21 protein-coding genes are annotated in these 26,609 nt (G+C 51.1%); 2 read left to right on the forward strand and 19 right to left on the reverse strand.

From position 1 onward, the window contains the following. Positions 1-54: 54 nt before the first annotated feature. Positions 55-1,131 (reverse strand): acyltransferase, encoded by a 1,077-nt coding sequence (locus AAEZ05_RS24420; RefSeq protein WP_350649258.1) that lies wholly within the window; start codon positions 1,129-1,131, stop codon positions 55-57. 241 nt (positions 1,132-1,372) lie between these two features. On the opposite strand from AAEZ05_RS24420, the gene AAEZ05_RS24425 reads away from it, so the two are divergent. After that, positions 1,373-1,912, forward strand: coding sequence for an acyltransferase family protein (locus AAEZ05_RS24425; RefSeq protein ID WP_350649260.1), 540 nt, complete (start codon positions 1,373-1,375; stop codon positions 1,910-1,912). A 35-nt stretch (positions 1,913-1,947) separates the two neighbouring features. Beyond that, positions 1,948-2,529 carry an acyltransferase family protein gene (locus AAEZ05_RS24430; RefSeq protein WP_350649262.1) on the forward strand — a complete coding sequence of 194 codons (582 nt, stop codon included), beginning with the start codon at positions 1,948-1,950 and terminating at the stop codon, positions 2,527-2,529. Between the two features lie 72 nt (positions 2,530-2,601). Here AAEZ05_RS24430 and AAEZ05_RS24435 read toward each other — a convergent pair whose 3' ends face one another. From AAEZ05_RS24435 to gyrA, 18 genes are all read right to left on the reverse strand, one after another. Next, positions 2,602-4,596 carry a polysaccharide biosynthesis protein gene (locus AAEZ05_RS24435; RefSeq protein WP_350649264.1) on the reverse strand — a complete coding sequence of 665 codons (1,995 nt, stop codon included), beginning with the start codon at positions 4,594-4,596 and terminating at the stop codon, positions 2,602-2,604. 89 nt (positions 4,597-4,685) lie between these two features. Continuing rightward, positions 4,686-5,705, reverse strand: coding sequence for an MraY family glycosyltransferase (locus AAEZ05_RS24440; RefSeq protein ID WP_350649266.1), 1,020 nt, complete (start codon positions 5,703-5,705; stop codon positions 4,686-4,688). Continuing rightward, positions 5,702-6,679 (reverse strand): UDP-glucose 4-epimerase family protein, encoded by a 978-nt coding sequence (locus tag AAEZ05_RS24445; protein ID WP_350649268.1) that lies wholly within the window; start codon positions 6,677-6,679, stop codon positions 5,702-5,704. Before AAEZ05_RS24445 ends, AAEZ05_RS24440 begins: the two co-directional genes overlap by 4 nt. A gap of 31 nt (positions 6,680-6,710) precedes the next feature. Beyond that, positions 6,711-7,832, reverse strand: coding sequence for a glycosyltransferase family 4 protein (locus AAEZ05_RS24450; RefSeq protein ID WP_350649270.1), 1,122 nt, complete (start codon positions 7,830-7,832; stop codon positions 6,711-6,713). Between the two features lie 158 nt (positions 7,833-7,990). Next, positions 7,991-9,094 (reverse strand): glycosyltransferase, encoded by a 1,104-nt coding sequence (locus tag AAEZ05_RS24455; RefSeq protein WP_350649272.1) that lies wholly within the window; start codon positions 9,092-9,094, stop codon positions 7,991-7,993. After that, positions 9,091-9,879: a glycosyltransferase family 2 protein gene (locus AAEZ05_RS24460; RefSeq protein WP_350649273.1), complete on the reverse strand. Its 789-nt coding sequence runs from the start codon at positions 9,877-9,879 to the stop codon at positions 9,091-9,093. The genes AAEZ05_RS24455 and AAEZ05_RS24460 overlap by 4 nt, the downstream gene beginning before the upstream one ends. Continuing rightward, a complete protein-coding gene (locus tag AAEZ05_RS24465; protein WP_350649275.1) occupies positions 9,876-11,120 on the reverse strand; it encodes an oligosaccharide flippase family protein in 1,245 nt (414 codons plus the stop codon). Before AAEZ05_RS24465 ends, AAEZ05_RS24460 begins: the two co-directional genes overlap by 4 nt. Then, complete coding sequence (locus tag AAEZ05_RS24470; RefSeq protein ID WP_350649277.1) at positions 11,117-12,355, reverse strand: hypothetical protein; 1,239 nt, start codon at positions 12,353-12,355, stop codon at positions 11,117-11,119. The genes AAEZ05_RS24465 and AAEZ05_RS24470 overlap by 4 nt, the downstream gene beginning before the upstream one ends. 265 nt (positions 12,356-12,620) lie before the next feature. After that, on the reverse strand, positions 12,621-13,676 hold the full coding sequence (locus AAEZ05_RS24475) for an LPS O-antigen chain length determinant protein WzzB (RefSeq protein ID WP_350649279.1): 1,056 nt from the start codon (positions 13,674-13,676) through the stop codon (positions 12,621-12,623). 428 nt (positions 13,677-14,104) lie between these two features. Further along, complete coding sequence (gene ihfB, locus AAEZ05_RS24485; RefSeq protein ID WP_134422175.1) at positions 14,105-14,398, reverse strand: integration host factor subunit beta; 294 nt, start codon at positions 14,396-14,398, stop codon at positions 14,105-14,107. Positions 14,399-14,549: 151 nt separating this feature from the next. Next, a complete protein-coding gene (locus tag AAEZ05_RS24490) occupies positions 14,550-14,828 on the reverse strand; it encodes a hypothetical protein (protein ID WP_045060271.1) in 279 nt (92 codons plus the stop codon). A 299-nt stretch (positions 14,829-15,127) separates the two neighbouring features. Then, positions 15,128-16,822 (reverse strand): 30S ribosomal protein S1, encoded by a 1,695-nt coding sequence (rpsA, locus tag AAEZ05_RS24495; protein ID WP_045060593.1) that lies wholly within the window; start codon positions 16,820-16,822, stop codon positions 15,128-15,130. Between the two features lie 119 nt (positions 16,823-16,941). Then, on the reverse strand, positions 16,942-17,631 hold the full coding sequence (gene cmk, locus AAEZ05_RS24500; RefSeq protein WP_045060592.1) for a (d)CMP kinase: 690 nt from the start codon (positions 17,629-17,631) through the stop codon (positions 16,942-16,944). Next, a complete protein-coding gene (locus AAEZ05_RS24505; protein ID WP_045060595.1) occupies positions 17,628-19,835 on the reverse strand; it encodes a bifunctional prephenate dehydrogenase/3-phosphoshikimate 1-carboxyvinyltransferase in 2,208 nt (735 codons plus the stop codon). Before AAEZ05_RS24505 ends, cmk begins: the two co-directional genes overlap by 4 nt. 28 nt (positions 19,836-19,863) lie before the next feature. Further along, entirely contained in the window at positions 19,864-20,976 is a 1,113-nt protein-coding gene (gene hisC, locus AAEZ05_RS24510) for a histidinol-phosphate transaminase (protein WP_350649282.1), read from the reverse strand. A 12-nt stretch (positions 20,977-20,988) separates the two neighbouring features. Continuing rightward, positions 20,989-22,083 (reverse strand): prephenate dehydratase, encoded by a 1,095-nt coding sequence (gene pheA / locus AAEZ05_RS24515; RefSeq protein ID WP_045060590.1) that lies wholly within the window; start codon positions 22,081-22,083, stop codon positions 20,989-20,991. After that, on the reverse strand, positions 22,083-23,168 hold the full coding sequence (gene serC / locus AAEZ05_RS24520; RefSeq protein WP_045060589.1) for a 3-phosphoserine/phosphohydroxythreonine transaminase: 1,086 nt from the start codon (positions 23,166-23,168) through the stop codon (positions 22,083-22,085). The genes pheA and serC overlap by 1 nt, the downstream gene beginning before the upstream one ends. Positions 23,169-23,431: 263 nt before the next feature. Next, positions 23,432-26,089, reverse strand: a complete 2,658-nt coding sequence (gene gyrA / locus AAEZ05_RS24525) for a DNA gyrase subunit A (protein ID WP_045060588.1) — start codon at positions 26,087-26,089, stop codon at positions 23,432-23,434. Positions 26,090-26,609: the final 520 nt, after the last annotated feature.

Here is a 26,609-nt window from a genome sequence, read left to right on the forward strand (position 1 = left end):
AATTATGCATTGCTGCTGTTCTACTTCTAGGAGGATACGCAGCAATACATGATGCTATTTCCCGACTATTCTACGAAGATATTTTATGCGCCCTATTATGAGAACGAAACTATAAGAAACTAAAATTATAATGAATGACAACAAGGGGATTACCCAAGCCAACCCCGAAAATCCAACCCCAAAAGAGTTACTATAGCGATCAACCACTACATCCAAAACAGCAACATGAATCAAATAAATACCAAAACTAGCTGAACTCAAAGAAATTACAAAACTTTGTAGCTTACCCGAAAGAAACTTAGAGCATTCAACGACCATATATTTAATGAATATAAACCACGCTGCGGAAGCAACAATCACGCTCGGTGACAAGACAGCCGTGAAATCCGCAACCAGGACACCTTCGTTAGCAAAAGTTAGTTTATAGGTAAGGTATCCAGTAATGGACGTGGATATGAAGATCAAACCAGCGCAGATAGCTGCGTGCCGGAATGAGTATTCACGAGTCCCTAGCAAATACCCAAGAACAAAGTACCCTATATAACCAGTGGCATATGAAATGTCGATTTGATTTTTTATTGCAAAGTACTTTTGCAGTATAGGTAAAATCCCTACTGCGACAAACCATAAACAGCAGTAAGACCAAAGCAGCGTTCGTTCCCCTCCTACCGTCCATTTCCGTAGAATAGGCACGAACAAGTAGCAACCAATGATCGCGTACAAATACCACAAATGATAACTCACAGGAAACAACAACATTTGCGCGACACCACCAAAGTCGACAAATCGCTGTCCCCCGTAGTAAATTTTCCAGATAACATAACTGAAAGTCCAAAAAAGCAATGGAACTAAAATCCGATTCAAGCGCTTATAAAAAAATAAAGAAATCGGTTCATTGAATCTTAGAAGTAAAAAGCCAGATGTCATAAAAAACAATGGGACGCAAGGACGTACCATCGCCTCATAAAAATTTACGACACTCCAAGCCCATCCAGGCATCTCATTAAATCGGTAATGGTACGGCGCAGCAATATGTAAGACAACTACCATAACGATCGCCATCGCTTTGACACCATGAATCCACAAGTGCTCGTCGTGCTTAAAATTTCTATCCAGAGCTAACAAACCCATACCCTCCGATAAATGCCCAGCAGATCAAGAACTTTATAAAAAAAACGATCTTAAAACAACAATATTTAGGATTCAAAACGATCAAATGAGAGCTAGGAAGAATAAAATGGCCGTCCTACTCCAAACAGTGAAAACTTGTTGGTTTTTTTTCAGAAAATTCGCACTCTAGGTTCTACATCGTTTATGATTCCAGCTAGGATTAACCTAAAACTGTTAACGGCAAAAAAAGAGTATCCCGGCAATGCGCACAGAATACAATTTAGAAACCGCACTCATATCAGCCTCTATAGTTTTGATTTTTATTATTTTTTCAACACTATGGAAGAATAAAATAGAAAGCGCTGAAGTCCCTCACGAATATAAATTTATAAACGGTCTGCGAGGCCTAGCTGCGGTATTTGTATTTGTTAATCATGCGCCATTCGTCCTTACGAATCTAGGTATAACAAACAGTAGCTTCTCATCATGGGGACAAATATATCCAAACCTAGGCTCATTCGGTGTTCAAATTTTCTTTTGTATCACAGGATTTTTATTTTTCGACAAAATCATGAAGTCAAACTCGATAGACTGGAATGGCTTTTTCTTGGCTCGCTTGAAACGAGTGGCCCCGCTGTATTATGCCTCTTCAATAATTGTTGTACTTATAGCAATTATATATTCAGGCGAGTCTATTCTAAGCAGAGAAACAGCCACTACTATCGCTGGAATTATTTCATTTAACTTTATTGATAACCCAATGAAAATTGGTGATGTATCGCTGGTGCCACTCAGTCGGTAACATGGACACTTGTACATGAGTGGAGATTTTATGCAGTGCTACCAATAGTTGCGATATTATATCGCTCAAAATATAGAAAGTTAACGCTGCTTGTTACAGTGATTTTAGCTGCAATTGATCTGGGCACATCTGCAGTGGTGTGCTGGACATATTTTCTAACAGGAATAATTGCGGCAGCTGTTCTCAAAGTCAGAATAGAAAGCCTTTTGATTAAGTGCATCGCAAATATTACTGCGGTAGCCAGCTTTATTCTTACATGTGGTCTTCTCGAAACCCCCGGTTACGGTTACGAACGATATTTAATAACTTCACTGTTTTTTCTATGCATTACAATATCAAACCCAAAAGCGCTACACTTTCAGTTTTTAAACAGACTAAGCGACATCAGTTATAGCATTTACCTGTTACACCTACCGATCTTGTTCGTAACATTCAAATCGATTGCACTAATTTCCGACTTATCAATGATCGGAAAATACACGTTCTGGGCTATGAACTTTATGGCAATTCCAATTGTAGTGAGCGCATCGGTTCTGACTTTTATTTATATCGAAAAAAGATTTATGCAGCATTCAAAATACACGAAAGCCCAAATTAGCGTCGTTCAAAAATCTTGATTACCGATACCTAGTCTCATAAAAAAGCCATGCTCAGTTGAGCATGGCTTTTTTACGTAGAGACTATTCAGGTCAGGGTAAAAGTCGTCGCTGCTGATATATATAATCTACTATGTCTCCATCAGGAGCATAACCACTGACGGTTTCTCTAAGAAGCTGCCGAACGCGTGAGTAGTCATCTTCCTTGACTGCTACAAGTAGCTCTTCAAGCTTCGCTTTTAGCGATTCCCACGAAAGATAATCTTCATTAGCACGCATGATCATCGGGTGCTGAGTAGCGACTACATTATCGCCAATAAGCAACTCCTCATATAATTTTTCTCCTGGACGCAGCCCCGTAAATTCTACAGAGATGTCACCATGGATATTCTTTTCAGATCTTACACTTAAGCCAGACAGATGGATCATTCTCTCTGCTAGCTCGATAATTTTGACGGGTTCGCCCATATCTAATACAAATACATCACCGCCCTGGCCCATCGAGCCAGCTTGGATCACCAACTGCGCGGCCTCAGGGATAGTCATAAAGTAACGCGTGATTTTAGGATGCGTAACCGTGAGCGGACCGCCGGATTTAATTTGCTTATGAAACAACGGTATTACAGATCCAGACGAACCTAGAACGTTGCCAAATCTAACCATAGTGAACCTGGTTTTATTTGGCTTCGGCTCGTTCGTAATATCGCGAAACATAACTGGAGCACGTTCGCAACTCAAAGCCTGAAGTGTGAGTTCAGCCAGGCGCTTGGTGCTGCCCATAACATTGGTCGGCCGCACAGCCTTATCAGTAGATATAAGTACAAAATTGTCAACACCAGCTTGCACTGCTGCCTGCGCGGTATATAACGTGCCTATAACGTTGTTCAGCACTCCCTCAGCAATATTATGCTCGACCATTGGAACGTGTTTATAGGCTGCTGTGTGGTAAACCGTAGCAACTTGCCATGTTTTCATTACATCTAAGAGTTTGCTCTGATTTTGAACCGAACCCAAGATCGGCAAAACGCGTACAGGCAAGGACTCACGAGCAACACGTTGCTCTAGTTCCGAAAGTATAGTGTAAAGATTGAATTCACTGTGTTCGAAAAGCAGAAGCGTCGTTGGGTGTAAAGCTATAATTTGACGGCATAGCTCAGATCCGATTGAGCCGCCTGCTCCCGTCACAAGAACCACTTGACCCTTAATGCAATGTTCGAGTAACTCGCTCTGCGCAGGTACAGGATCCCTTCCGAGCAAATCGGCGATATCTACCTCTTGGATATCATCAACTTTAACTCGGCCGCTGGCCAGATCCATAAAGCCTGGGATACTGCGTACATGCAATGGAAATCCTTCAAGAAACCCTAAAATCTCACGTCTTCTTGCGCGGTTAGATGAAGGAATCGCTAATAGTATTTCTTGCGCGCCGGTGGATTCGATCATCTGCTGAACATGTTTAGGTTTGTACACATGCAGACCCGATATGACCCTATCAGCGATAGAACTATCATCGTCTATAAAGGCCACCGGCCTCATGACACGACCCATTCGAAGTGCAGCCACGAGTTGATTTCCTGCAGCCCCGGCTCCATATATTGCAACCCTAGTTAGCCCGTTATCGCGACTGGTAAATGGAACATGTTGTGCAGCAGAAAACCAATCCCCTAAGAAATACTGACGCATTGCCAGGCGTAATCCGCCAACCATGATCAGGCTCAACCACCAGTAATTGAATATTATCGACCGAGGAACCACATTCTCATGATTGCTATACCAGTAGACAACCACACCAAGAATCAAAGAGGAAAGAGACACTGCTTTGATAATTGCTATTAATGCATCATTACCAAAATAGCGCATTACAGCGCGATACATACCAAACCGAATAAATAGTGGAATGGCTACAGCCGGGGCACTGAGAAATAACCATGCGTGCTGAACGAACGGGTTAGTCAGCTCGTCAAGCCCGAGCCTCACCACGAAAGCCATCCACAGGGCAAACCAAACTAATAGGGTATCGGTCAATACCTGAATAAGGCGCTTTTGACGGCGCGGTAAGCCGAGAAGGAACTCTCTCAATCTATCCATAAATCCTCCAATCAACCTACCCATCCTCTCAGAAATTTACTATTAACACATCTGAGCGTAAGAACAGAAGCCACGTCAATTTTTACAAACTAGGAACGTACTTCTACTCCGCCTGCATTATATTTGAAGGCGATCAGAATTAAAGGCGAGTACGCAATGACGAGAGCCAAAACGCCATCTAGATATTCCACAGCTACAAGGTAGGCCAAAGGTAGAAGCCAAATTACATTTATTAATGCAACCCCAAGCGTTACATATAGGTGTTTGCCTATACGCCTAGAGGCGAACTGATATGCATGACTTCTATGAGCCTCATACACTTTATCACCTCTAATCAGCCGCCGGATTAAAGTAAACGTAGCATCAACAATGAACACGCCAAGCAGAATTATCCATACCCAGAAAAATTTTGGGGATAATGCCGCTGCCTGTAAAGAAAGCGTCGCGAGAATTAAACCTAAGAAACCACTTCCGGCATCACCCATAAATATCTTTGCAGGTGGAAAATTCCAATATAGAAATCCGGTTACTGCAAAAGCTAGCAATAGAGGAGCCCAAATTAGCTGCTCAATGCCACCAAAAAAGTAGAGTACAGCAGCGCTCAAGCAGACTGTAATAGCCTCAACGCTCGCCAAACCATCAATTCCATCCATAAAATTGTATAGGTTCAACATCCAGACGAGATATAAAGCCCCAAAAACATACGACAGTACGCCGAGGTTTAACTCAAAACCAAAAAAAACTAGGGAAGGTAAACTCGCGACCCAGTATAGAGCCCAAAACGCCGCTGTGAAGTGCCCCAACAACCTCCAACGAGCAGCGATATGTCCATGGTCATCGAGAAATCCGATCAGCGCTACTGCCCCGCCAGATCCGATTAGGCCAATGGCCTGCGCCCAAGGAAGATAACCTCCATAAGATAGCAGCGGGAGGAGCATCAAAAAACTCACCACAATAGCAACCCCACCTCCGCGCGGCGTAGGGATCGAGTGCGAACTCCGAAGATTTGGGATATCTATCAAACTATGATTGAGTGCGTACAAGCGAAGCATTCTTGTAAGAATCAGAGACACGATAAAAATGATCGGTATTAGAAACCATGCGCTCATTGAGTGGCGATTCCTTGGTAATGTTTAACTGTTTTATTCAGGGCTTCATCCACTGATACGGGTGGTATCCAGCCCAATAAAGTTTTATTTTTCGTGATATCGACTTGAAGCGAACCACATAGTCTATCGGTCAATTTCGCCTTGCCCGCAATACTCGATGCGAATCTTATCACTCTCTCAGGAATCGGCAGTAGGATAGTATGGCTGCCCAACGCGCGCGACAGTTTCCTAAGAAGTTGCGTAGTTGACAGATCATCACCATCACTTACAAGGAATATTTGATTCGCTGCCGCCGGGTGAGTCAAACAAACATTGACGAAATCAACCAGATTATCCAGCGCAACTAAACTTCTTTTATTGTTGATAGACCCAAATGGTAGCGGTATATTTTTCTCCAATATACGCATCATGTTCAGAAAATTCGCCTTAACACCTGGCCCATAAACTAATACGGGTCTAATTATTACCACCTGCATATGGGAATCAGCCGCAATTTTTAGTAAGCCAATCTCGGCCTCATGCTTAGAAATACCATACTCATCTACAGGGGCTGCGAGGGAGTCAGCGGTATAGGGAACTCCCGATGAAGTCGCTTCACCATTGACTTTTATAGAGCTAATAAACACAAATCGTTTAACACCCTTTTCAGCGGCTTGCCTCGCGAGATTCAACGTACCTTCAACATTAGTTTTTCGGAACTCAGCCAGAGGGTTCGCGGCCCGCTCGTTCATCACATGAACACGCGCTGCTGAGTGAACAATAATATCCACCCCATCCAAAGCTTGGGCCCAGCACTGTTGAGCGTCTAATTCACGAAATAATACAGAATTAAAAATAGTAGACGCTACCGCTCTCGGATCACGGGTGGCAACCTTAATATTAAAAATATTTCGATGAGCCATCTCGCGCAAAATAGCGCCCCCGACAAACCCAGAGCCTCCTGTCAACAAAACTGTTTCACGGGAAAATTCCATTAACTCACCAGAACTCGCAATAAGGAGCTGCTCACTGAAAATAGCTCATCAACCGATCATTTACTTGACGAGCATCAAAATTTTCTTGCGCAATTTTGAAGCTATTCAATCCCATTATCTTAATCTGATCTGGATGCCTTATAAAATATAGCATTTTATCGGCAAGCGCTTCCGGGGACCATGGGGGGACTATAAAGCCATTGACCCCCTCCCTCACCGTTTCCCGGCAACCAGGTACATCTGTGGTAATAACCGGACGACCAATAGCCATGGCTTCCTGAGTACTTCGGGGAACCCCCTCTCGATAGGATGGAAGCACAAACACACTGGAGTTCGAAAGCCAGCCAGCTACGTCGTCAACGTGACCACGGTGATCGACCAATCCCTCACTGACTAATTTGCTGACATCGCTTAAGCTCAGACCTCCGGGATTTGTCTCATCCAGACCACCCAACATCACGAATGTAGCGGAGTCTGACTTCGATCTGACTAATCGTGCGGCCTCAATGAATTCGTTTATCCCTTTCTCCGCAAGCAAGCGACCGACGAAGATAAAGCTTACAGGTCTGACTGGAGGTTCAGAATAAGGATAATTCCGCAAATTCAATCCAATACCGCCAAGCACGCTTATTTTTCGGGCTTTAAGTTTGTGCTTTTCAATCAGATCGATTGGATCGTCTTTGTTAAGAAAAATTATTCTTTCAAGAAAAGGAAATGAGATTCTGTACAAAAAAACCTGTACGCATTTCAAAATCCTTCCTTTCAACGATGCTCCCTCAGGCTTCTCAGTGAAGACATAACCAAGGCCTTCAAGCATACCAATGCGTCTCTTAACACCCGCCATTGCAGCGGCCAATGTTCCAAAAATTACAGGCTTTGAGAAGTAGCTGAAGACAAGGTCAGGCGAAATGTTTTTGATCAGCTTTGACAGTTTATAAGTATTTAAAATGTCGCCAAATGGATTCAGGCCCGCCCGACTGAAAATGTAGTCAACAGGCTCAGCTCCAAGATCCCTAACTTTTGCCCGCGTTTCAAGGTCGAAGTCAAGCGCAAAGGCATAAACCTGATCTCCCCTTGCCACCAATGCCTGAATCAAATCGGCCCTGAATCCAAGAACACAAGCCGCTGTGGTCCCTATCAACACTATCTTCATTTAAAGATCCATTCGTCGTAGCAAACGAGCTTGCTCCAATACCTCGCAGATCAAACAGCAGGCGATCAGTCCACTCATCAGAACACCTGCTGAAAATCGTAGTTGGCGCATCAAATGAACACGATACCATGCCTTAGGCGCGTCCTGTTAATACCAGTTCATCGAGGTGTCACTGGCACCGAATAGAGATTTACCCAAGTGGTGACAACATTATCGAGAGAATACCTCTCAATCACCCTATCTCTGGCCTCACCGCCCAAAATTTCAGCATCACGAGGGCCTAAATCGAGCGCTCGTCTCGCTGCTGTAGCTAAGGCATTAGCGTCACCTGGCGAAACTACGAGGCCTTGGTCACCAACCACCTCCTTAACGCCGCCGCTGTCTGTAACAACGACCACCCGTTCTGTGGCCATCGCTTCAGCGACCACCAGTCCGAAACCCTCCCAGGCCGATGACAGAACGTAGACATCAGCGCAACTGTAGAAATCTGATACGTTGTCCCGAACTCCTAAAAATCTAACTCGATTATGTATGGATAATTGAACAGATAAATTGACCAGTTTCTCCTTTAATTCACCATCGCCCACAATCCAAAGTTTAAGCGTATCGTCATCTCTGCATAGGATTTGGAAAGCACGCAGCAGGTTAGGATAGTCCTTAGCTTCAACCAGTCGACCTACAGCAAGAATTACCTTATCTCCAGGCTCGACTCCCTCAACACTTCGAATCAAGGAACGAGCAGATTCATTGAACTTAAATTTTTGGGTATCGATACCATTAGGCACCACCAGCATTCCACCACTTTTTACAGCCCCTTTGGCCTCAAATGCCTGAACGGCGCCACTACTGACATTAGTAGTTACATCCGCGAGAAAATTGGTCGCGCGATATGCCAGCATTCGCAACTTACCACCCTCGTTGTTACTGTGGGCTGTGCATATGAGTCGTGGGATAGAGGTAATGACTCTTACCAACCGAGCCAAAAGATTAGCGTGGACCATATGAGAATGCACTACATCCGGCTTGAAAGATTTGATCACCGCACGTAAAGCGAAGAGGCATGATATAAGACTATGCAGCGACTTTGCACCTCCCAATCCTATAACCTCAAAAGGTTCGTTAGAAGATAGCAAACGACCAGAACCGGTAAGATACACAACTTTAACATGATGATCGCGAGCAACTAGGCGCTGAGCCAAGTCAAGCACCTGACGCTCCGCACCACCGACATCCAGACTAGTGATGAAAAATAATATCTTCATGAGAACCTTTTAAGCATTACATAGATGCAACACTGAATAGAACGTATTGCATACTTAATTTTATAAAAAAAACTTTTCTCCCTGGCAATTTGAGACCAATAAAAAGTTAAAAACCCAATAGGATTTTTTCGCAAGTTAGATGAGAAGTTATTTGAATAACCGTCTTCCAAATAATCACACAGATAAATCACTGTATTCCCATGAATACGAATACGCCCTTCATCCCCTATCTTGTTCCATATATAAAGTTCTGGCACAAATTTCTCCGCGCCAAACACAGGAAACTTGTGCCGCAGGAGTAACTCCGTCTTAAATACATACGCGAGATCCCCCTTAAATAGATGGCCCGCTTCAGTGGGCGACAGATACTTAGGACAATCATCTTGGTCGACTCTCGCGCCAACTAAACGCATGTCAAAAAACGCTTTACGATAGCACCATCCAATAACGTCTCTATCGGCTTGATCTTGAATCTCTGCTATCACTGTTTCAACAGCAGATGAAACCAAAGCATCATCGCTATCAACTATCAAAATCCACGGTGTCAACGCATTCTGGGCGCCGGTATTTAACGCAACATGCTTACCACCATTTTTCTGCTGAATCACTCTGATCGGGAATGGTGATGCTTCGGAAATCTCATTTAATAATTTTGGCGTATCGTCGACACTCCCATCATCAACGACTACCCACTCAAAATCCAGGCAGCTTTGAGCACAAAGACTGCTATATAATCTCGGAATGGTTAATGCTCGATTATAAGTCGCAGTGACGATAGTAATCATTTTTTATGCCCATTTAATGACAGGATAGTCATTTTTGCCACAACGGCTATCAATGCGAGGAATAGACAAATTTCAGCAATAACAAAGCCAAAAACCACTCCATTAACTCCGTACCAAATAGAGAGAGCAGCAGCCATCAAAATTGACAGAATTGAAAAAAACATAATAAGGCCACTTGTTATTCTATCTTTGCCCATCGGTATTAACATACATAACCCGAGAGCCTGATTAGCCAATCTAAAAGGTATAATCCAAACGAATATTTTAAGTATACTACTTGCCACTAAATATTCTTGACCTAGAACACTTCTAATTAGAAAGTCACCTACAAAAAATATCGCACTCGATGCGAATACCCCGGCAATAAACATTCCTAATACAATGAACAATGACAGGCGGATTGTATTTTGTTTTGATGAAAGATATTGCCTATTCAGATAAGGAAAAAAGCCAATCAAAACAGGATTAACGAAACCTACGAAACCACGGATAATTTTCTCTGCCGGGACATACGATGCTACGGCAACATGGCCAGAGGTGGCACCAACCAAAGAAGGCCCAGCGCTTAAGAGTATATTATTCGAACTTTTATATATAAACACATGAAAACCAATTTTTAGTTGCTGCAAGCCACCGTGAAAACTAAAAAATAGTCGTCCTACCTTTTTCAAACACAGTGCGTTCCCCAGGATCGTATTCAACAACCCCAAACTAGACATTATACAGAGCGCTAAAAATGCGTCATCCGCAGAGTTCACGAACAAAAACAATAACAGTAGGCTTGCGAAACGCAACACGACTTCCATGATTACAACAAAGCTTATTTTCTCCAAGCCTTGAAAGAACCAAAATGGACTAAACCCGAACGCCAAGAAATACAAGAACCCTAGAAAAATCAGTTTTGCATCAAAAAAATATGACCCTTTAATAAGGCAGACTACCGTGCCAATCAGTACAACTATTGCTACGATGAGAAGCTTAGCAGAGAAAATTTCCCCATATATTCTCGCTAGAGATTTTTTTTCTCCACTCGCCAGTGCTATCTGTCTAGAACCGCTTAGAGAAAACCCGTACTCCACTACTAATGAAGACAGCAACGCTACAGACTGGATAAGAACTACTTTTCCATATTCCTGGACGCCCAACGCCCTTGCTAGCACGGGAATTTCAAGAATGGGTATCAGATAGGCGCACAACTGTGCAAAAAACAGCAACCCCATGTTTTTAATCAAATGCTTCACAATTTAGTGCTCATTTCTTGGGCAAACTCTGAGCTCTCGCCCATATTCGACAATCTCGACAACCAAGACAACATAATTGCCCAATAGCCCCACTCAGACATCTCTGAACTCAACGGATGAAAGAGCAACAAAAAACAGAAACATGAAGCCCCTAAGTATGCTGCCAATTTGTAATATGCAACAGGAGCAGCAGCAGGCCCGTTAAACCATTCTCGCAGCGCAAAAAACAGTAGCGGGCTTAGTACAATAATAAGCAGCCCGATCTCGCCCAGCGCACCAAGGTCGCCTAAGATTGCTAAATACACATTATGGATAACCATAGGCTGTCCCCCCACTATAGAGGTCGAGCTTTGGAATCCACATCCTAAGGGTAGGCAAGCCTCAGCATTTAATATTCCATCGCTGAGCATTTTCGACCTAATTGGATCGCCTTCGAACAATCTGTTTACTACGAGGAGCGACTTCCCATCCAGGAATCCATAAATAGCGTCTAGATTAAAAACTGCAAATAGACCGAACAGTAAAACTAATATCGATACAATCGATAACATTCTTGCTGTATTTAACAAAAATACTATTGACGCGAACGCTATTAAAATCACCGCAAACCATAGAAAACCTGTTCGACTTGAATCGGCTAACAGCAGATAAACCGACGATACCAACACAAAAGTTGTAATCATGATTTTAGACATAGGACTGCTAAGCATCTTAGCAATCATAAACGCACAGAAAAAGGCGCTTGTTTTCCACAGCACTCCAGGATACGCAAACAGGCTGCCTTGCCGGCCATCTCCTAAAACTATGTAGTAATCGCTTAACCAGTATTTGGATAAGATGAACACCACTAACCCAATACCCGTCGCAGTAGCTGAAATCCGATAGAAGTCGTCGATATCTAAGAACTGCGAGTTGGCATAAACAACCACGAAGACGGCATAAATCATAATAAATTTTGCCGCTTGGTAAGCAGTATATGCATCTGCATTAGCGAGCCCGGCTATTAACAAAGCAAGTACCAAAATAGCAAAACCAAAACTTGCGCACAAAAAAACAATATCTTTATGAATGCGCTTAGCTTTGACAACTAGTGTCCCGGATGCTAGAACCAAGCCCCATAACGCCCAATATCCGAAAGGTGTTATAATGTTTCGCAAATCACCAAGAACCACGAGTGCGCATGCTGAAAGGACAATATAAAACGGCATCCTTTGCTTTGTAGTAATATTGCTCACGCCCCGGTCACTCTAGATTTATTAATCATGATTAAAATTAATTTCCGCTTGTGATCGGCATACGCTCATATGTGAGACGGTCGAATGATAACCTAAGGAGCTCACTGCAGCTTTATGCACCTTGGCATCGTGATCCCGCTTGCAGCAGATGCCCTTTTACGACTGGGCATCTACATCGGTTATACACATCGCACAATTGGCACCTGCTGACAGTATCAGCACGTATGCCTAATCAAAAGGCGCGGAATAGCTACCGTTGGCATCTTCATATAGCCCGCTTGGTCCTAGCGTCATTTGTGAGATACAAGATGAGAGCAATAAATACCCCAGCCATCAACCCCAAAATCATACCCAAAGTAATAATCAATGATTTTTTAGGTTTGATCGGCGCGTCAGGTCGGTTCACATCGCCATCCTGTCGGTACACCCATACATCTGACGGACTGACATCTAAATTTTTGAAAAAATCATGCTTTGACTGCAGTTCACGAAGATTCATCACAAATGGATCGTCCGACTGCCGCTGTTCCAAGTTCTGAATTTCAGCCTTCAGCGCCTTGGATCCACGCATATAAATAATCTGTCCATCCATGCTTCCAGCTAATTCGACAGAAGGATTACCCGTAATGATTGGCGGCTTCTCCAAGCCAATTGCTTCTGCGACTTTTAGCGCCTCTTGCAACTTGGTAATGGAATCTTGACGAATTTGCGTGCCTGTTTCTCGAAGAGACTTTATCTGTTGGAGGAGGTTACGAGCCCTAACGCGACTTTCAGTGGCGACGTTCTTAATTATCTCCTCTTTCGCCAACAGCCCGGCTCGATCAGCATATTTCTGAACCCAGTTCGACGCCAGTTCAGGATTAGTCGTCTGGACCGTGACTGCAGATTGATCGCCAGCGTCTCTAACCGGCAAAGTTACAATTAATGTCTTTGAGAATCGCGAATACAAAGCATCTCTGGAACCCTTTCTCTCTTCCTCTGTGAGACTGGGTAAATAAACGGTATTAAAAAATTCGCGATGAAGAGATTCGGAGTCCAGAATTCGCAGAAAAACTGTATAGATATCCTTTATCGTTAAAGGCACTAAATCGTAATCGCGCGTGCGTCCGTAATTAAAGTTAGCAATATCATTCTGCGTTGGAGGGATAAGAAAAAGCTTTGCTTCATATACTGGTTTAGCTGTAAATGCGTACGCAGCAGCCAATAGTGTCGACACTAACGCCACGCCGAAAACAATCCATTTCCGCTTCCATAGCGAACGGACCAGTGCCTGGATGTCAATTTCAGCACTGCTGTGTGATTGTGATGTACTGCTTTGCATGCCCCACTCGCCTTTTCTATTACGGCACAACACAGCAGTGAGGTGCACGTTCGTTCAACCACGATGTAATCTATAAAATTATTACGTTAGGTATGATTTTCGTTCTACAGCGCCATTGTACCAGCCGTGGCGCTCTCTCGGTGAGCATCGGAATTTGCTGTCGATGGTATTTTATCGAGATTGAGGCTTCCTACCTGAAAAACTTCGAGCTAAGAGCATAGCAACTGGTCCGATGACCATGCCTAGCAGGAGGGAGGAAGCAACGTAGATCGACAGCGGAAGGGAAGGCGTTGACCACCCCAAGAAAATCAAACTAGATGGCTGTTGATTTTCCAAGACAAATACAATTGCCACTAAAGCTAATAGTATTCCAAATGTAGCTGTTCCTACACGTCGAAATAGACGCATCTCATACCTCCGCTTAGCACTTAATTTTCTTCCTCATCCTCATTAACCCGATCCCGCAGCTCCTTCCCCGGCTTGAAATGCGGAACGAACTTGCCATCCAGGCTAACCGACTGCCCGGTTTTGGGATTGCGCCCTACCCGCGGTGCGCGGTAGTGCAATGAGAAGCTGCCAAAACCCCGGATCTCGATTCGATCCCCGGTGGCCAGGCATTGGGACATTTGTTCAAGCATGGTCTTGATGGCCAGCTCCACATCCTTGGATGAGAGCAGCCCTTGATGGGTGACAATTCGTTCGATCAACTCCGACTTCGTCATATTTTTCCCTTCTTTTTCAAGCAGCTAGATCAGCGCTTCAAAGGTTTTAGCACGCTCGGAGCCATTTGAACAGTCCAAGATTTGACATATCGTTACCGGCTTTGAGTCGTCCTATTTGCGGGCGTCTCAAGCTGGCGGGCCGCTTGTTCAGTCACCTGCAAATCACCAGCATGGTGCGTGTCAGGTAGCCTGCGGGATTAAAACCGAATGGGTATTCATCCTCGTCCTTGGCGTCATCCGACCTTGCAATAACCTTGTAGCCTGCCGCTTTGCACTCCTTGTCGGCGCGCTTGCGGCATTTCTCCCAACCCGAGCCCAGGCCGGAGCAATCGATCTCTATCCCGCTGACACCACGCACCGCATGGGTCTTGGCGCTGGTGGTGCAGCCTGCCAGTGCCAGTACTGCTATGGCGACCATGAGCTTGTTCATGCACTTCCTTATTAGTCAGGCACCCTACCGGAGGGTGCTTGCGCCCTATGCTTTAGAGTAGCTGCAAATAAGCGATTGATCCTGTTAAAGAAAGGGACAGTTTGGTGGGGGTGTTGGTTCAGCGTGGAATGCGAGTGGCGGCCATAAAGAGCGAAAGATCAAAAGATCGCAGCCTTCGGCAGCTCCTACGGGGGATTGGGGATATTTTGGGATTGGGGGGATCGGGGAATGGGGGCTGCTGAATCGCAGGCGTAAAAAAGGGCGACCGAAGTCGCCCTTTTTCTATGGTCTGACAGAACTTAGTTCTGTTTTTCCATTTGTGCACGCAACAGGTCGCCCAGAGTGGTAGGACCAGGAGCAGCGGTATCCGAAGCTGGCTTGTCGCGCAGGCTTTGGATTGCTTCTTTCTCTTCTTCAACGTCTTTCGACTTGATGGAGAGCTGGATTACACGGCTCTTGCGGTCAACGCTGATGATCTTGGCTTCTACTTCTTCGCCTTCTTTCAGAACGTTGCGCGCGTCTTCAACGCGGTCACGGCTGATTTCGGAGGCTTTCAGAGTCGCTTCGATATCGTCGGCCAGAGTGATGATGGCGCCTTTAGCGTCAACTTCTTTCACGATGCCTTTAACGATTGCGCCTTTGTCGTTCTCTTGAACGTACTCGGAGAACGGATCGCTTTCCAGTTGCTTGATGCCCAGGGAGATGCGCTCGCGCTCTGGGTCAACCGACAGGATAACGGTGTCCAGCTCGTCGCCCTTCTTGAAGCGGCGAACGGCTTCTTCGCCCACTTCGTTCCAGGAGATGTCGGACAGGTGAACCAGACCGTCGATGCCGCCGTCCAGACCAATGAAGATACCGAAATCGGTGATCGACTTGATGGTGCCGGAGATTTTATCGCCCTTGTTGAACTGGCCAGAGAAATCTTCCCATGGGTTAGATTTGCACTGCTTGATGCCGAGGGAGATGCGACGACGCTCTTCGTCGATGTCCAGAACCATAACTTCCACTTCGTCGCCGACTTGTACGACTTTCGAAGGGTGGATGTTCTTGTTGGTCCAGTCCATTTCGGAAACGTGTACCAGGCCTTCAACGCCTTCTTCCAGCTCAGCGAAGCAGCCGTAGTCGGTCAGGTTGGTTACACGAGCGGTAACGCGAGTGCTTTCTGGGTAACGGGCTTTGATAGCAACCCATGGATCTTCGCCCAGCTGCTTCAGGCCCAGGGAAACACGATTGCGTTCGCGATCGTACTTCAGAACCTTGACATCGATCTCGTCGCCAACGTTGACGATTTCCGATGGATGCTTGATGCGTTTCCAAGCCATGTCGGTAATGTGCAGCAGGCCATCGACGCCACCCAGATCGACGAATGCGCCGTAATCGGTGAGGTTCTTGACGATACCTTTGACTTGTTGGCCTTCCTGCAGGGATTCCAGCAGAGCTTCACGCTCAGCGGAGTTCTCGGCTTCGAGGACGCTACGACGGGAAACGACAACGTTGTTGCGTTTCTGGTCAAGCTTGATGACCTTGAATTCCAGCTCTTTGCCTTCCAGGTGCGTGGTATCGCGCACAGGACGGACGTCAACCAGGGAACCTGGCAGGAACGCACGGATGCCGTTAACGTCGACAGTGAAGCCGCCTTTAACCTTACCGTTGATAACGCCCTTGACCACTTCCTCAGCTGCGAAGGCTGCTTCCAGAACGATCCAGCACTCAGCGCGCTTGGCTTTTTCACGGGACAGCTTGGTTTCACCGAAACCGTCTTCTACCGAGTCCAGAGCAACGTGAACTTCGTCACCGACATTGATAGTCAGATCGCCAGCGTCGTTGTAGAACTGCTCAAGCGGGATGAGTGCTTCAGACTTCAGGCCAGCGTGAACGGTTACCCAGCGAGCTTGGTAATCGATATCAACGATAACACCGGTGATGATGGAGCCTGCCTGAAGGTTCAGGGTTTTTAGGCTTTCTTCAAAGAGTTCCGCAAAGCTTTCGCTCATTTTAATTCCTGAGTATAAGGGCGAAGAATACGCCCATCTCCACATCCCAGACGACGTGGGTTACGTTCATTTAAAGAAGCACTGCAGGACTATGACTGGTCCCCTGTTGCGCTTCTTGGTCACCCGGCGATATCGCGAATGGCGATCTCGCTCATGATGCGTTGCAGCACCTGATCGATGGATAATTCCGTGGAATCCAGCTGTATGGCGTCAGCCGCCGGCTTGAGCGGGGCTACCGCTCGCTGGGTGTCACGCTCGTCGCGGACACGTATCTCATCTAGCAGACTCGACAGACTAACACCATCGACTTTGCCCTTCAACTGCAAGTATCGACGGCGCGCACGTTCCTCGGCACTGGCGGTGAGGAAAATCTTCAATGGCGCGTCCGGAAAAACCACCGTACCCATGTCGCGGCCATCGGCTACCAGCCCCGGAGCTTCCTGAAAAGCCCGCTGGCGCTGCAGCAGAGCGTCGCGCACGGCCGGCAAGGCGGCCACTTGGGAAGCCCAGGCGCCGACCTGTTCGTTGCGCAAGTCATCGGTCACATCGTCGCCTTCGAGGATGATGCGCTGCGGATGACCTTCGGTTGCGCCGACGAACTGCACGTCCAGATGAGCGGCCAGGAGCTTCAGCGACTCTTCATTCGTCAGGTCGACACCGTGGTTGCGTGCGGCAAAAGCCAGCAGGCGGTACAGCGCACCGGAATCCAGCAGGCACCAGCCCAGGCGCTTGGCCAGTATGCCGGCGATGGTGCCCTTGCCCGACCCGCTTGGGCCGTCGATGGTAATGACCGGTGGCTTGATGTTCACGACTGAGCCTCTTGAGCAACGCGGATGCCGACCTGCGCGCACAGCGCGAGGAAGTTGGGGAACGAGGTCGCGACGTTCGCGCAATCATGGATGCGAATCGGCGCGGTGGCGCGCAGGGACGCAACGCTGAAGGCCATGGCAATCCGGTGGTCGCCGTGACCGTGCACTTCGCCGCCGCCAATCAGGCCGCCGTCGATGATGATGCCGTCCGGGGTCGGTTCGCATTTCACACCCAGCGCCAACAGGCCGTCGGCCATGACCTGGATGCGGTCCGACTCCTTGACCCGCAGTTCTTCGGCGCCACGCAGGATGGTCCGACCTTCGGCGCAAGCAGCTGCGACGAACAATACCGGGAACTCGTCGATCGCCAGTGGAACCAGCGCTTCGGGAATCTCGATGCCCTTGAGCTTAGCTGCACGAACGCGCAGGTCCGCCACCGGCTCGCCGCCCACTTCACGCTGGTTTTCGAGGGTGATGTCGGCGCCCATCAGGCGCAGGATGTCGATCACGCCGGTACGGGTCGGGTTGATGCCGACGTGCTCGAGCACCAGCTCAGAGCCCTCAGCGATCGACGCCGCCACCAGGAAGAACGCCGAAGACGAGATATCGCCCGGCACTTCAATGTGGGTAGCGGTCAGTTTGTGCCCGGACTCGACCGACGCGGTAGCGCCCTCGACGCTGACCGGGTAGCCGAAGCCACGCAGCATGCGCTCGGTATGGTCGCGAGTCGGTGCCGGCTCGGTGACGGTAGTCTTGCCTTCGGCGTACAGGCCAGCGAGCAGCAGGCAGGATTTAACCTGGGCACTGGCCATTGGCATGGTGTAGGTCAGGCCTTTGAGCTTGTTGCCACCGCGAATGACCATCGGCGGACGACCTTCGGCCGCCGTCTCGATCACTGCGCCCATTTCGCGCAGCGGGTTGGCGACGCGGTTCATCGGGCGCTTGGACAGCGAGGCATCGCCGGTCAGGGTGCTGTCGAAGTCCTGCGCAGCCAGCAGGCCGGACAACAGGCGCATCGAAGTACCGGAGTTACCCAGGTAGATCGGGCCCGGTGCAGGCTTGAGGCCATGCAGGCCGACGCCATGGATGGTCACGCGCCCGTGGTGCGGACCTTCGATCACGACGCCCATGTCGCGGAAGGCTTGCAAGGTCGCCAGGGCATCTTCGCCCTCGAGGAAACCTTCCACTTCGGTGACGCCTTCGGCGAGGGAGCCGAGCATGATCGAACGGTGGGAAATCGATTTGTCGCCTGGTACTCGAATCCGCCCAGTCAGGCGGCCACCAGGTTGTGCCAGGAAAATCAGGTCGTTGGAGTTCATAGCGTCCACATAAGCCCGGCGGGCCAGGATTTTACTGAAATGTTCGCGGGCAACCCGGGCGCGAGTGAATACGCCCAACAATTGGTGCCCATCCCCTGCATCGACCGCGTCGCGCAAGGCGTCGAGGTCGCTGCGAAATGTATCGAGTGTGCGCAGGACAGCTTCGCGGTTGGCGAGGAAGATGTCGTGCCACATGACCGGGTCGCTGCCCGCGATTCTCGTGAAATCGCGGAAACCGCCGGCAGCGTAACGGAAGATCTCAAGATTTTCATTGCGCTTGGCCAATGAATCGACCAAACCGAATGCGAGCAGGTGCGGCAAATGGCTGGTAGCCGCCAGTACTTCGTCGTGACGCTCGACCTGCATATGCTCGACATCGGCACCCAGTTCGCGCCACAGACGATCGACCACCGCCAAAGCGGCCGGATCCGTTTGCGCAAGCGGCGTCAGGATGACTTTATGGCGACGGAACAGCTCGGCATTGGAGGCTTCCACCCCACTCTGCTCGGAACCGGCGATCGGATGCCCCGGCACGAAGCGCGACGGCATGCCGCCGAACGCCTCGGTGGCCGCACGCACCACGTTGCCCTTGGCGCTGCCGACATCGGTCAGGATCGCCTGGCCCAGGTCCATGCCGGCCAACCGGGCGAGCATTTTCTCCATGGCCAGGATCGGCACGGCGAGCTGGATCACGTCGGCACCCTGACAGGCCAGCGCCAGGTCTTCTTCGCAGCGATCCACCACACCCAGCTCAACCGCCAGTTTGCGCGACTGCGGATCAAGATCGACCCCCACCACTTCGCGGCACAGGCCACTTTCGCGCAACCCCTTGGCAAAGGAACCACCGATCAAGCCCAGGCCGACCACCACCAGGCGCCCGATCATAGGCGCCGCAGGTTGCAGTGCAGTGACATCAACCACGGGCCAGAACCTTGGTCAGCGCCTCGAGGAAGCGGCTGTTTTCGGCAGGCAAGCCGATGGTGATGCGCAGGTGGTTCGGCATGCCGTAGTTGGCCACCGGCCGCACGATCACGCCTTCACGCAGCAACCCCTGGAAGACCGGCGCCGCGACGCGACCCAGGTCCACGCAGATGAAGTTGCCTTTGGACGGGATCCAACCCAACCCCAGCTCACGGAAACCCGCTTGCAGCTGCTGCATGCCGGCTTCGTTCAGGCGTCGGCTTTCAGCCAGGTAGTCGCTGTCCTGCAACGCCGCACAGGCCGCGGCGAGGGCGAGGCTATTGACGTTGAATGGCTGGCGCACCCGATTGAGCACATCGGCCACTACGGCGGTAGACAACCCGTAGCCAACGCGCAGCGCCGCCAGGCCATAGGCCTTGGAGAAGGTACGCGACACCAGCAGGTTCGGGTAAGCCGCCAGGTAGTCGAGGCCGTCCGGCAGGTCGCTGCCTTCGGCGTATTCGATGTAGGCCTCGTCCAGCACGACCAGCACATGCTCCGGAACGTCCTGGAGGAATTCATCCAGGGCTTCGGCGCCGAACCAGGTGCCGGTCGGGTTGTTCGGGTTGGCGATGAAAATCACGCGGGTATTGGCATCGATCGCCGCCAGCATGGCCGTCAGGTCGTGCCCCCAGTCTTTCGCCGGGATCACTCGCGCCTCGGCGCCAACGGCCTGGGTCACGATCGGATAGACGGCAAACGCGTGCTCGCTGAATATCGCGTTCAGGCCCGGCGCCAGGTAAGCCCGCGCGACCAGTTCGAGGATGTCGTTGGAACCATTGCCCAGGGTCACCTGATCAAGTTCGACGCGGCACTGTTGGGCCAGCAGGGTCTTGAGGGCAAAACCGTTGCCGTCCGGATAGCGGGTCAGCTCGGCCAGCGCTTCGCGGATGGCGGCAAGGACCTTGGGACTGGCGCCCAGCGGGTTTTCGTTGCTCGCCAGTTTGACGATGCTGGCCGGATCGATGTCCAGCTCGCGTGCCAGTTCGTCCACGGGCTTGCCCGGAACGTAAGGCGAAAGTTGTTGCACGCCCGGCTGTGCCAGAGCGAGGAAGTTACCACTCATGTGCTATCGCCCTTAGAGAACTGCTTTGGGGTAGGAGCCCAGCACTTTAAGCGCCACGGCCTCCTGACTGATCTTTTCCAGTACACCCTTGATCAACGGATCACGGTGATGGCCGACGAAGTCGATAAAGAACACATAGGTCCATTTACCACTGCGCGAAGGACGCGTCTCGATTCGAGTCAGGTCGATGCCATTGTCGTGGAAAGGCACCAGCAGCTCGTGGAGCGCGCCCGGCTTGTTGCTCATGGAAACGATGATCGAGGTCTTGTCATCACCGGTCGGCGGCACTTCCTGGCTGCCGATCATCAGGAATCGCGTGGAGTTATCCGGGCGATCCTCGATTTTCTCAGCCAGGCGCGTCAGCCCGTAAAGGCCTGCGGCCATGTCACCGGCAATCGCCGCCGAGTTCCACTCGCCCTTGACCCGCTTGGCCGCTTCGGCGTTGCTGGAAACCGCCACGCGCTCGACGTTCGGGTAGTGCGCGTCCAGCCACTTGCGGCACTGGGCCAGGGACTGGGCATGGGAATAGATGCGGCTGATACTGTCGGTCTTGGTGTTTTCACCGACCAGCAGATGGTGGTGGATGCGCAGCTCGACTTCGCCACAGATCACCATGTCGTGTTCCAGGAAGCTATCGAGGGTGTGGTTGACCGCGCCTTCGGTGGAGTTTTCCACCGGCACCACGCCAAAATTCACCGCCCCCGCCGCCACTTCACGGAACACTTCGTCGATCGCCGCCATAGGCTTGCTGATCACTGCATGGCCGAAGTGTTTCATGGCAGCTGCCTGGGTGAACGTGCCCTCAGGGCCGAGGTAGGCCACTTTCAGCGGTTGCTCGAGGGCCAGGCACGAGGACATGATTTCGCGAAACAACCGCGCCATCTCTTCGTTGCCCAGCGGCCCCTGGTTACGCTCCATCACGCGCTTGAGCACCTGGGCTTCACGCTCAGGACGATAGAACACCGGCACTTCGCCTTCGGCCAGGGAGGCCATCTTTACTCGCGCAACTTCCTGGGCACACCGTGCACGCTCGCTGATCAGCTCCATGACCTTGGTGTCCAGGGCGTCAATGCGAACGCGCAGTGCCTTGAGTTCTTGCTCAGACATTAGCCGTGTTCCTTCTCGAACTCTGCCATGTACGAAATCAGTGCGTTGACCGCAACGATATCGACGGCGTTATAGATGGAGGCGCGCATGCCGCCCACGGAACGATGGCCCTTGAGGTTCAGCAGGCCACGTTCTTCGGCACCGGCCAGGAACGGCTTGTCGAGACGGTCGTCCGCCAGGCGGAACGGCACGTTCATCCACGAGCGGTCGGACTTGTTGATCGGGTTGCTGTACAGGCCGCTGGCATCGATAAAGTCATACAGCGTGCGCTGTTTCACTTCGTTGAGCTTGCCGATGGCCTCGACGCCGCCCTGCTCCTTGAGCCATTCGAACACCAGGCCGGACAGGTACCAGGCCAGGGTCGGCGGAGTGTTGTACATCGAGCCGTTGTCGGCCGCGACCTTGTAGTTAAGCATGGTCGGGCACAGGGAACGGGCGCGCCCGAGCAGGTCTTCGCGAACGATGTTGACCACGATACCGCTCGGGCCGATGTTCTTCTGGGCGCCGGCGTAGATCATGCCGAAGCGCGACACATCGATTGGACGCGAGAGGATGTCCGAGGACATGTCGGCAACCAGCGGGACGTCACCGGTTTCCGGGACCCACTGGAATTCCAGGCCGCCGATGGTTTCGTTCGGGGCGTAGTGGACGTAGGCGGCGTCTTTGGACAGCTGCCACTCGTTCTGGCCAGGAATGGCGAAGTAGTCGTAGGGCTTGGCAGTGCCGGCAACGTTGACGTGACCGTAGCGCGAAGCTTCTTCGATGGCTTTTTGCGACCAGATACCGGTGTCGATGTAGTCGGCAGAGCCGCTTTCCGGCAGCAGGTTCAGCGGAATCTGGGCGAATTGCTGGCTGGCGCCCCCCTGCAGGAACAGCACTTTGTAGTTGGAGGGGATATTGAGCAGATCACGCAGATCCTGCTCGGCCTTGGTGGCGATGGACACGAACTCATCGCTGCGATGGCTCATTTCCATGACCGACAGGCCCTTGCCATGCCAATCAAGGAGTTCACCCTGAGCGCGCTTCAGGACAGCTTCAGGAAGCGCCGCAGGACCGGCACAGAAGTTATAGGCTCTCTTGCTCACATCCAATCTCGCTCTGATTTGGTGGTAGTCACGCAATAAATCTGAAAACTGAAGACTCTGGAAACTCTGGATATCTGGACATGTTGATATCTGTAGGAGCTGCCGAGTGAAACGAGGCTGCGATCTTTTGATAGTACGGACAAGGCAAGATCAAAAGATCGCAGCCTCGTTTCACTCGGCAGCTCCTACGGGTTCTACATTCCATATTCAAACAGGCGAAACAACAAGGGGGCGAATTTTCATCCGCCCCCCTGTGTGTCCGCTTATTCCTGCGGTTCTTCGTCGGCTGCGGCGTCGAGTTGCTGGTCTTCACCAGCGTCGTCGATCACGACTTCACCGTCGAACACTGCACCTTCTTCACCTTCTTCCAGTTCTTCGCCCTCGACTTCCGAAGGCTCCTGGACCCGCTCCAGGCCTACCAGCGTTTCGTCGCTGGCCAGCTTGATCAGGGTCACGCCCTGGGTGTTACGACCCAGGCTGGAGACTTCGTCGACTCGGGTACGAACCAGGGTGCCCTGGTCGGAAATCAGCATGATCTCCTCGCCATCGAGCACCTGAACCGCGCCAACCAGGCGGCCGTTACGATCGTTGCTGACCATGGCGATGACGCCCTGACCACCACGCTTGTACTCAGGGAACTCGGAGATCGCCGTGCGCTTGCCGTAACCACGCGCCGAAGCGGTGAGGATCTGGCTGCCTTCTTCAGGGATCAGCATCGAAATCAGCTTCTGCCCTTCTGGCAGGCGCATGCCGCGCACGCCGCGGGCGGTACGGCCCATGGCACGTACGTCGGATTCCTTGAAGCGAGTGACCTTGCCGCCGTCGGAGAACAGCATGACTTCACGCTCGCCGTCGGTGATCGCGGCGCTGATCAATACGTCGCCTTCGTCCAGCTCCAGCGCGATCAGGCCAACGCTGCGTTGGCGGCTGAAGGATTCCAGCGGGGTCTTCTTCACGGTGCCTTTGGCAGTCGCCATGAAGATGAAGTGACCTTCGGTGTATTCCTCGACCGGCAGCATGGTGGTGATGTATTCATCACTGTCCAGCGGCAGCAGGTTGACCAGCGGACGACCACGGGCAGCGCGGGACGCTTCCGGGATTTCGTAGGTTTTGAGCCAGTACACCTTGCCTTTGCTGGAGAACAGCAGCAGCGTGGTGTGGCTGTTGGCTACCAGCAGGTGAGCGATGTAGTCCTCATCCTTGACGCCGGTGGCCGACTTGCCTTTACCGCCACGACGCTGGGCCTGGTACGCAGCCAATGGCTGGGTCTTGGCATAGCCACCGTGGGAGATGGTCACGACGCGCTCTTCTTCCGGGATCATGTCACCCAGGGTCAGGTCGAGACGGGCATCGAGGATTTCGGTGCGACGCACGTCGCCGTATTCGGCGCGGATCACTTCCAGCTCTTCGCGGATCACTTCCATCAGGCGCGTGGCGCTGTTGAGGATGCGGATCAGCTCGCCGATCTGGTTGAGAATCTCCTGGTATTCAGCCAGCAGCTTCTCGTGCTCCAGACCGGTCAGGCGGTGCAGGCGCAGTTCCAGGATGGCTTGCGCCTGCTCTGGCGACAGGAAGTACTTGCCTTCGCGCAGACCGTATTGCGGGTCCAGGGTCTCTGGACGGCAAGAATCAGCACCGGCGCGTTCGACCATCGCAACCACGGCGGAAGATTCCCACGCAGTCTTGATCAGGGCTTCCTTGGCTTCCGATGGTGTTGGCGAAGCCTTGATCAGGGCGATGACCGGGTCGATGTTCGACAGGGCAACCGCTTGACCTTCCAGGATGTGACCGCGTTCGCGGGCTTTACGCAGCTCGAACACGGTACGACGGGTAACGACTTCGCGACGGTGACGAACGAAGGCTTCCAGCAGGTCCTTGAGGTTCAGGATCCGCGGACGGCCGTCGATCAGCGCGACGATGTTGATACCGAACACTGCTTGCAGCTGGGTCTGGGCGTAGAGGTTGTTGAGGATCACCTCAGGCACTTCGCCGCGACGCAACTCGATCACGACGCGCATACCGTCCTTGTCGGACTCGTCGCGCAGTTCGGTGATGCCTTCGAGCTTCTTCTCTTTGACCAGCTCGGCGATCTTCTCGATCAGGCGGGCCTTGTTCAGCTGGTAGGGCAGTTCGGTGATGACGATCTGCTGGCGACCACCGACCTTGTCGATGTCTTCGATCGTCGAGCGGGCACGCATGTAGATGCGCCCGCGACCGGTACGGTAGGCTTCGATGATGCCGGCGCGACCGTTGATGATCGCGGCGGTCGGGAAGTCCGGACCCGGGATGTATTGCATCAGCTCATCGATGGTCAACTCAGGGTTGTCGATGAGGGCCAGGCAACCGTCGATGACTTCACCGAGGTTGTGCGGCGGGATGTTGGTCGCCATGCCCACGGCGATACCGCTGGAGCCGTTGACCAGCAGGTTGGGAATACGGGTCGGCATGACCGCCGGGATCATTTCGGTGCCGTCGTAGTTCGGCACCCAGTCCACGGTTTCTTTGTGCAGGTCAGCCAGCAGCTCGTGCGCCAGCTTGGTCATGCGCACTTCGGTGTATCGCATGGCTGCGGCGTTATCGCCGTCCACCGAACCGAAGTTGCCCTGGCCGTCTACCAGCAGGTAGCGCAGCGAGAATGGCTGCGCCATCCGAACGATGGTGTCGTACACCGCGGTATCACCGTGCGGGTGATACTTACCGATCACGTCACCGACAACACGGGCAGATTTCTTGTACGGCTTGTTGAAGTCGTTGCCCAGCTCGCTCATCGCGAACAGCACACGCCGGTGCACGGGCTTCAAGCCATCGCGCGCATCCGGCAGTGCCCGCCCGACAATTACGCTCATTGCGTAGTCGAGGTAGGACTGCTTCAGCTCGTCTTCGATATTGACCGGGAGGATTTCTTTGGCCAGTTCGCCCATGAGAAGCCTGATTCCTTTTTCTGGTGAAACCTCGTCACATCCATATGGGACGAACGAAGCTCGCCGCTGCAGGCTGAGTGCCATGCACCGACTTACGACAAATCACGAGTTATGCATGGATCTGCGCAGTAAAGACAGCCGCATCGGGCTACCTTGGAAACCGCCGAATGTTATCACAAGAGCCGCCACGCACCTATCCCCTTGATGCGCATGGAGTGTAGTTAGTTGACTGGTGGCGGGCTTGAAGAGGACGAGAGAGGCTCAGAGCTACTGAAAATGCAGAATCAGGCGCCAAATTACGACGGTTTACTGACTTTCAGACCCTAATCGCCAGCAGGCTGGCTCCCACATTGATCTGAAACGATCACAAACCCTGCAAGAGCCAGCCTTACTGACTTTCAGACCCTAGTCGCCAGCAGGCTGGCTCCCACATTGATCCGAATCGATCACAAACCCTGCAAGAGCCAGCCTTACTGACTTTCAGACCCTAGTCGCCAGCAGGCTGGCTCCCACATTGATC

Origin of the sequence: Pseudomonas sp. HY13-MNA-CIBAN-0226 (assembly GCF_040310305.1) — a bacterium.
GTDB lineage: Bacteria > Pseudomonadota > Gammaproteobacteria > Pseudomonadales > Pseudomonadaceae > Aquipseudomonas > Aquipseudomonas gregormendelii.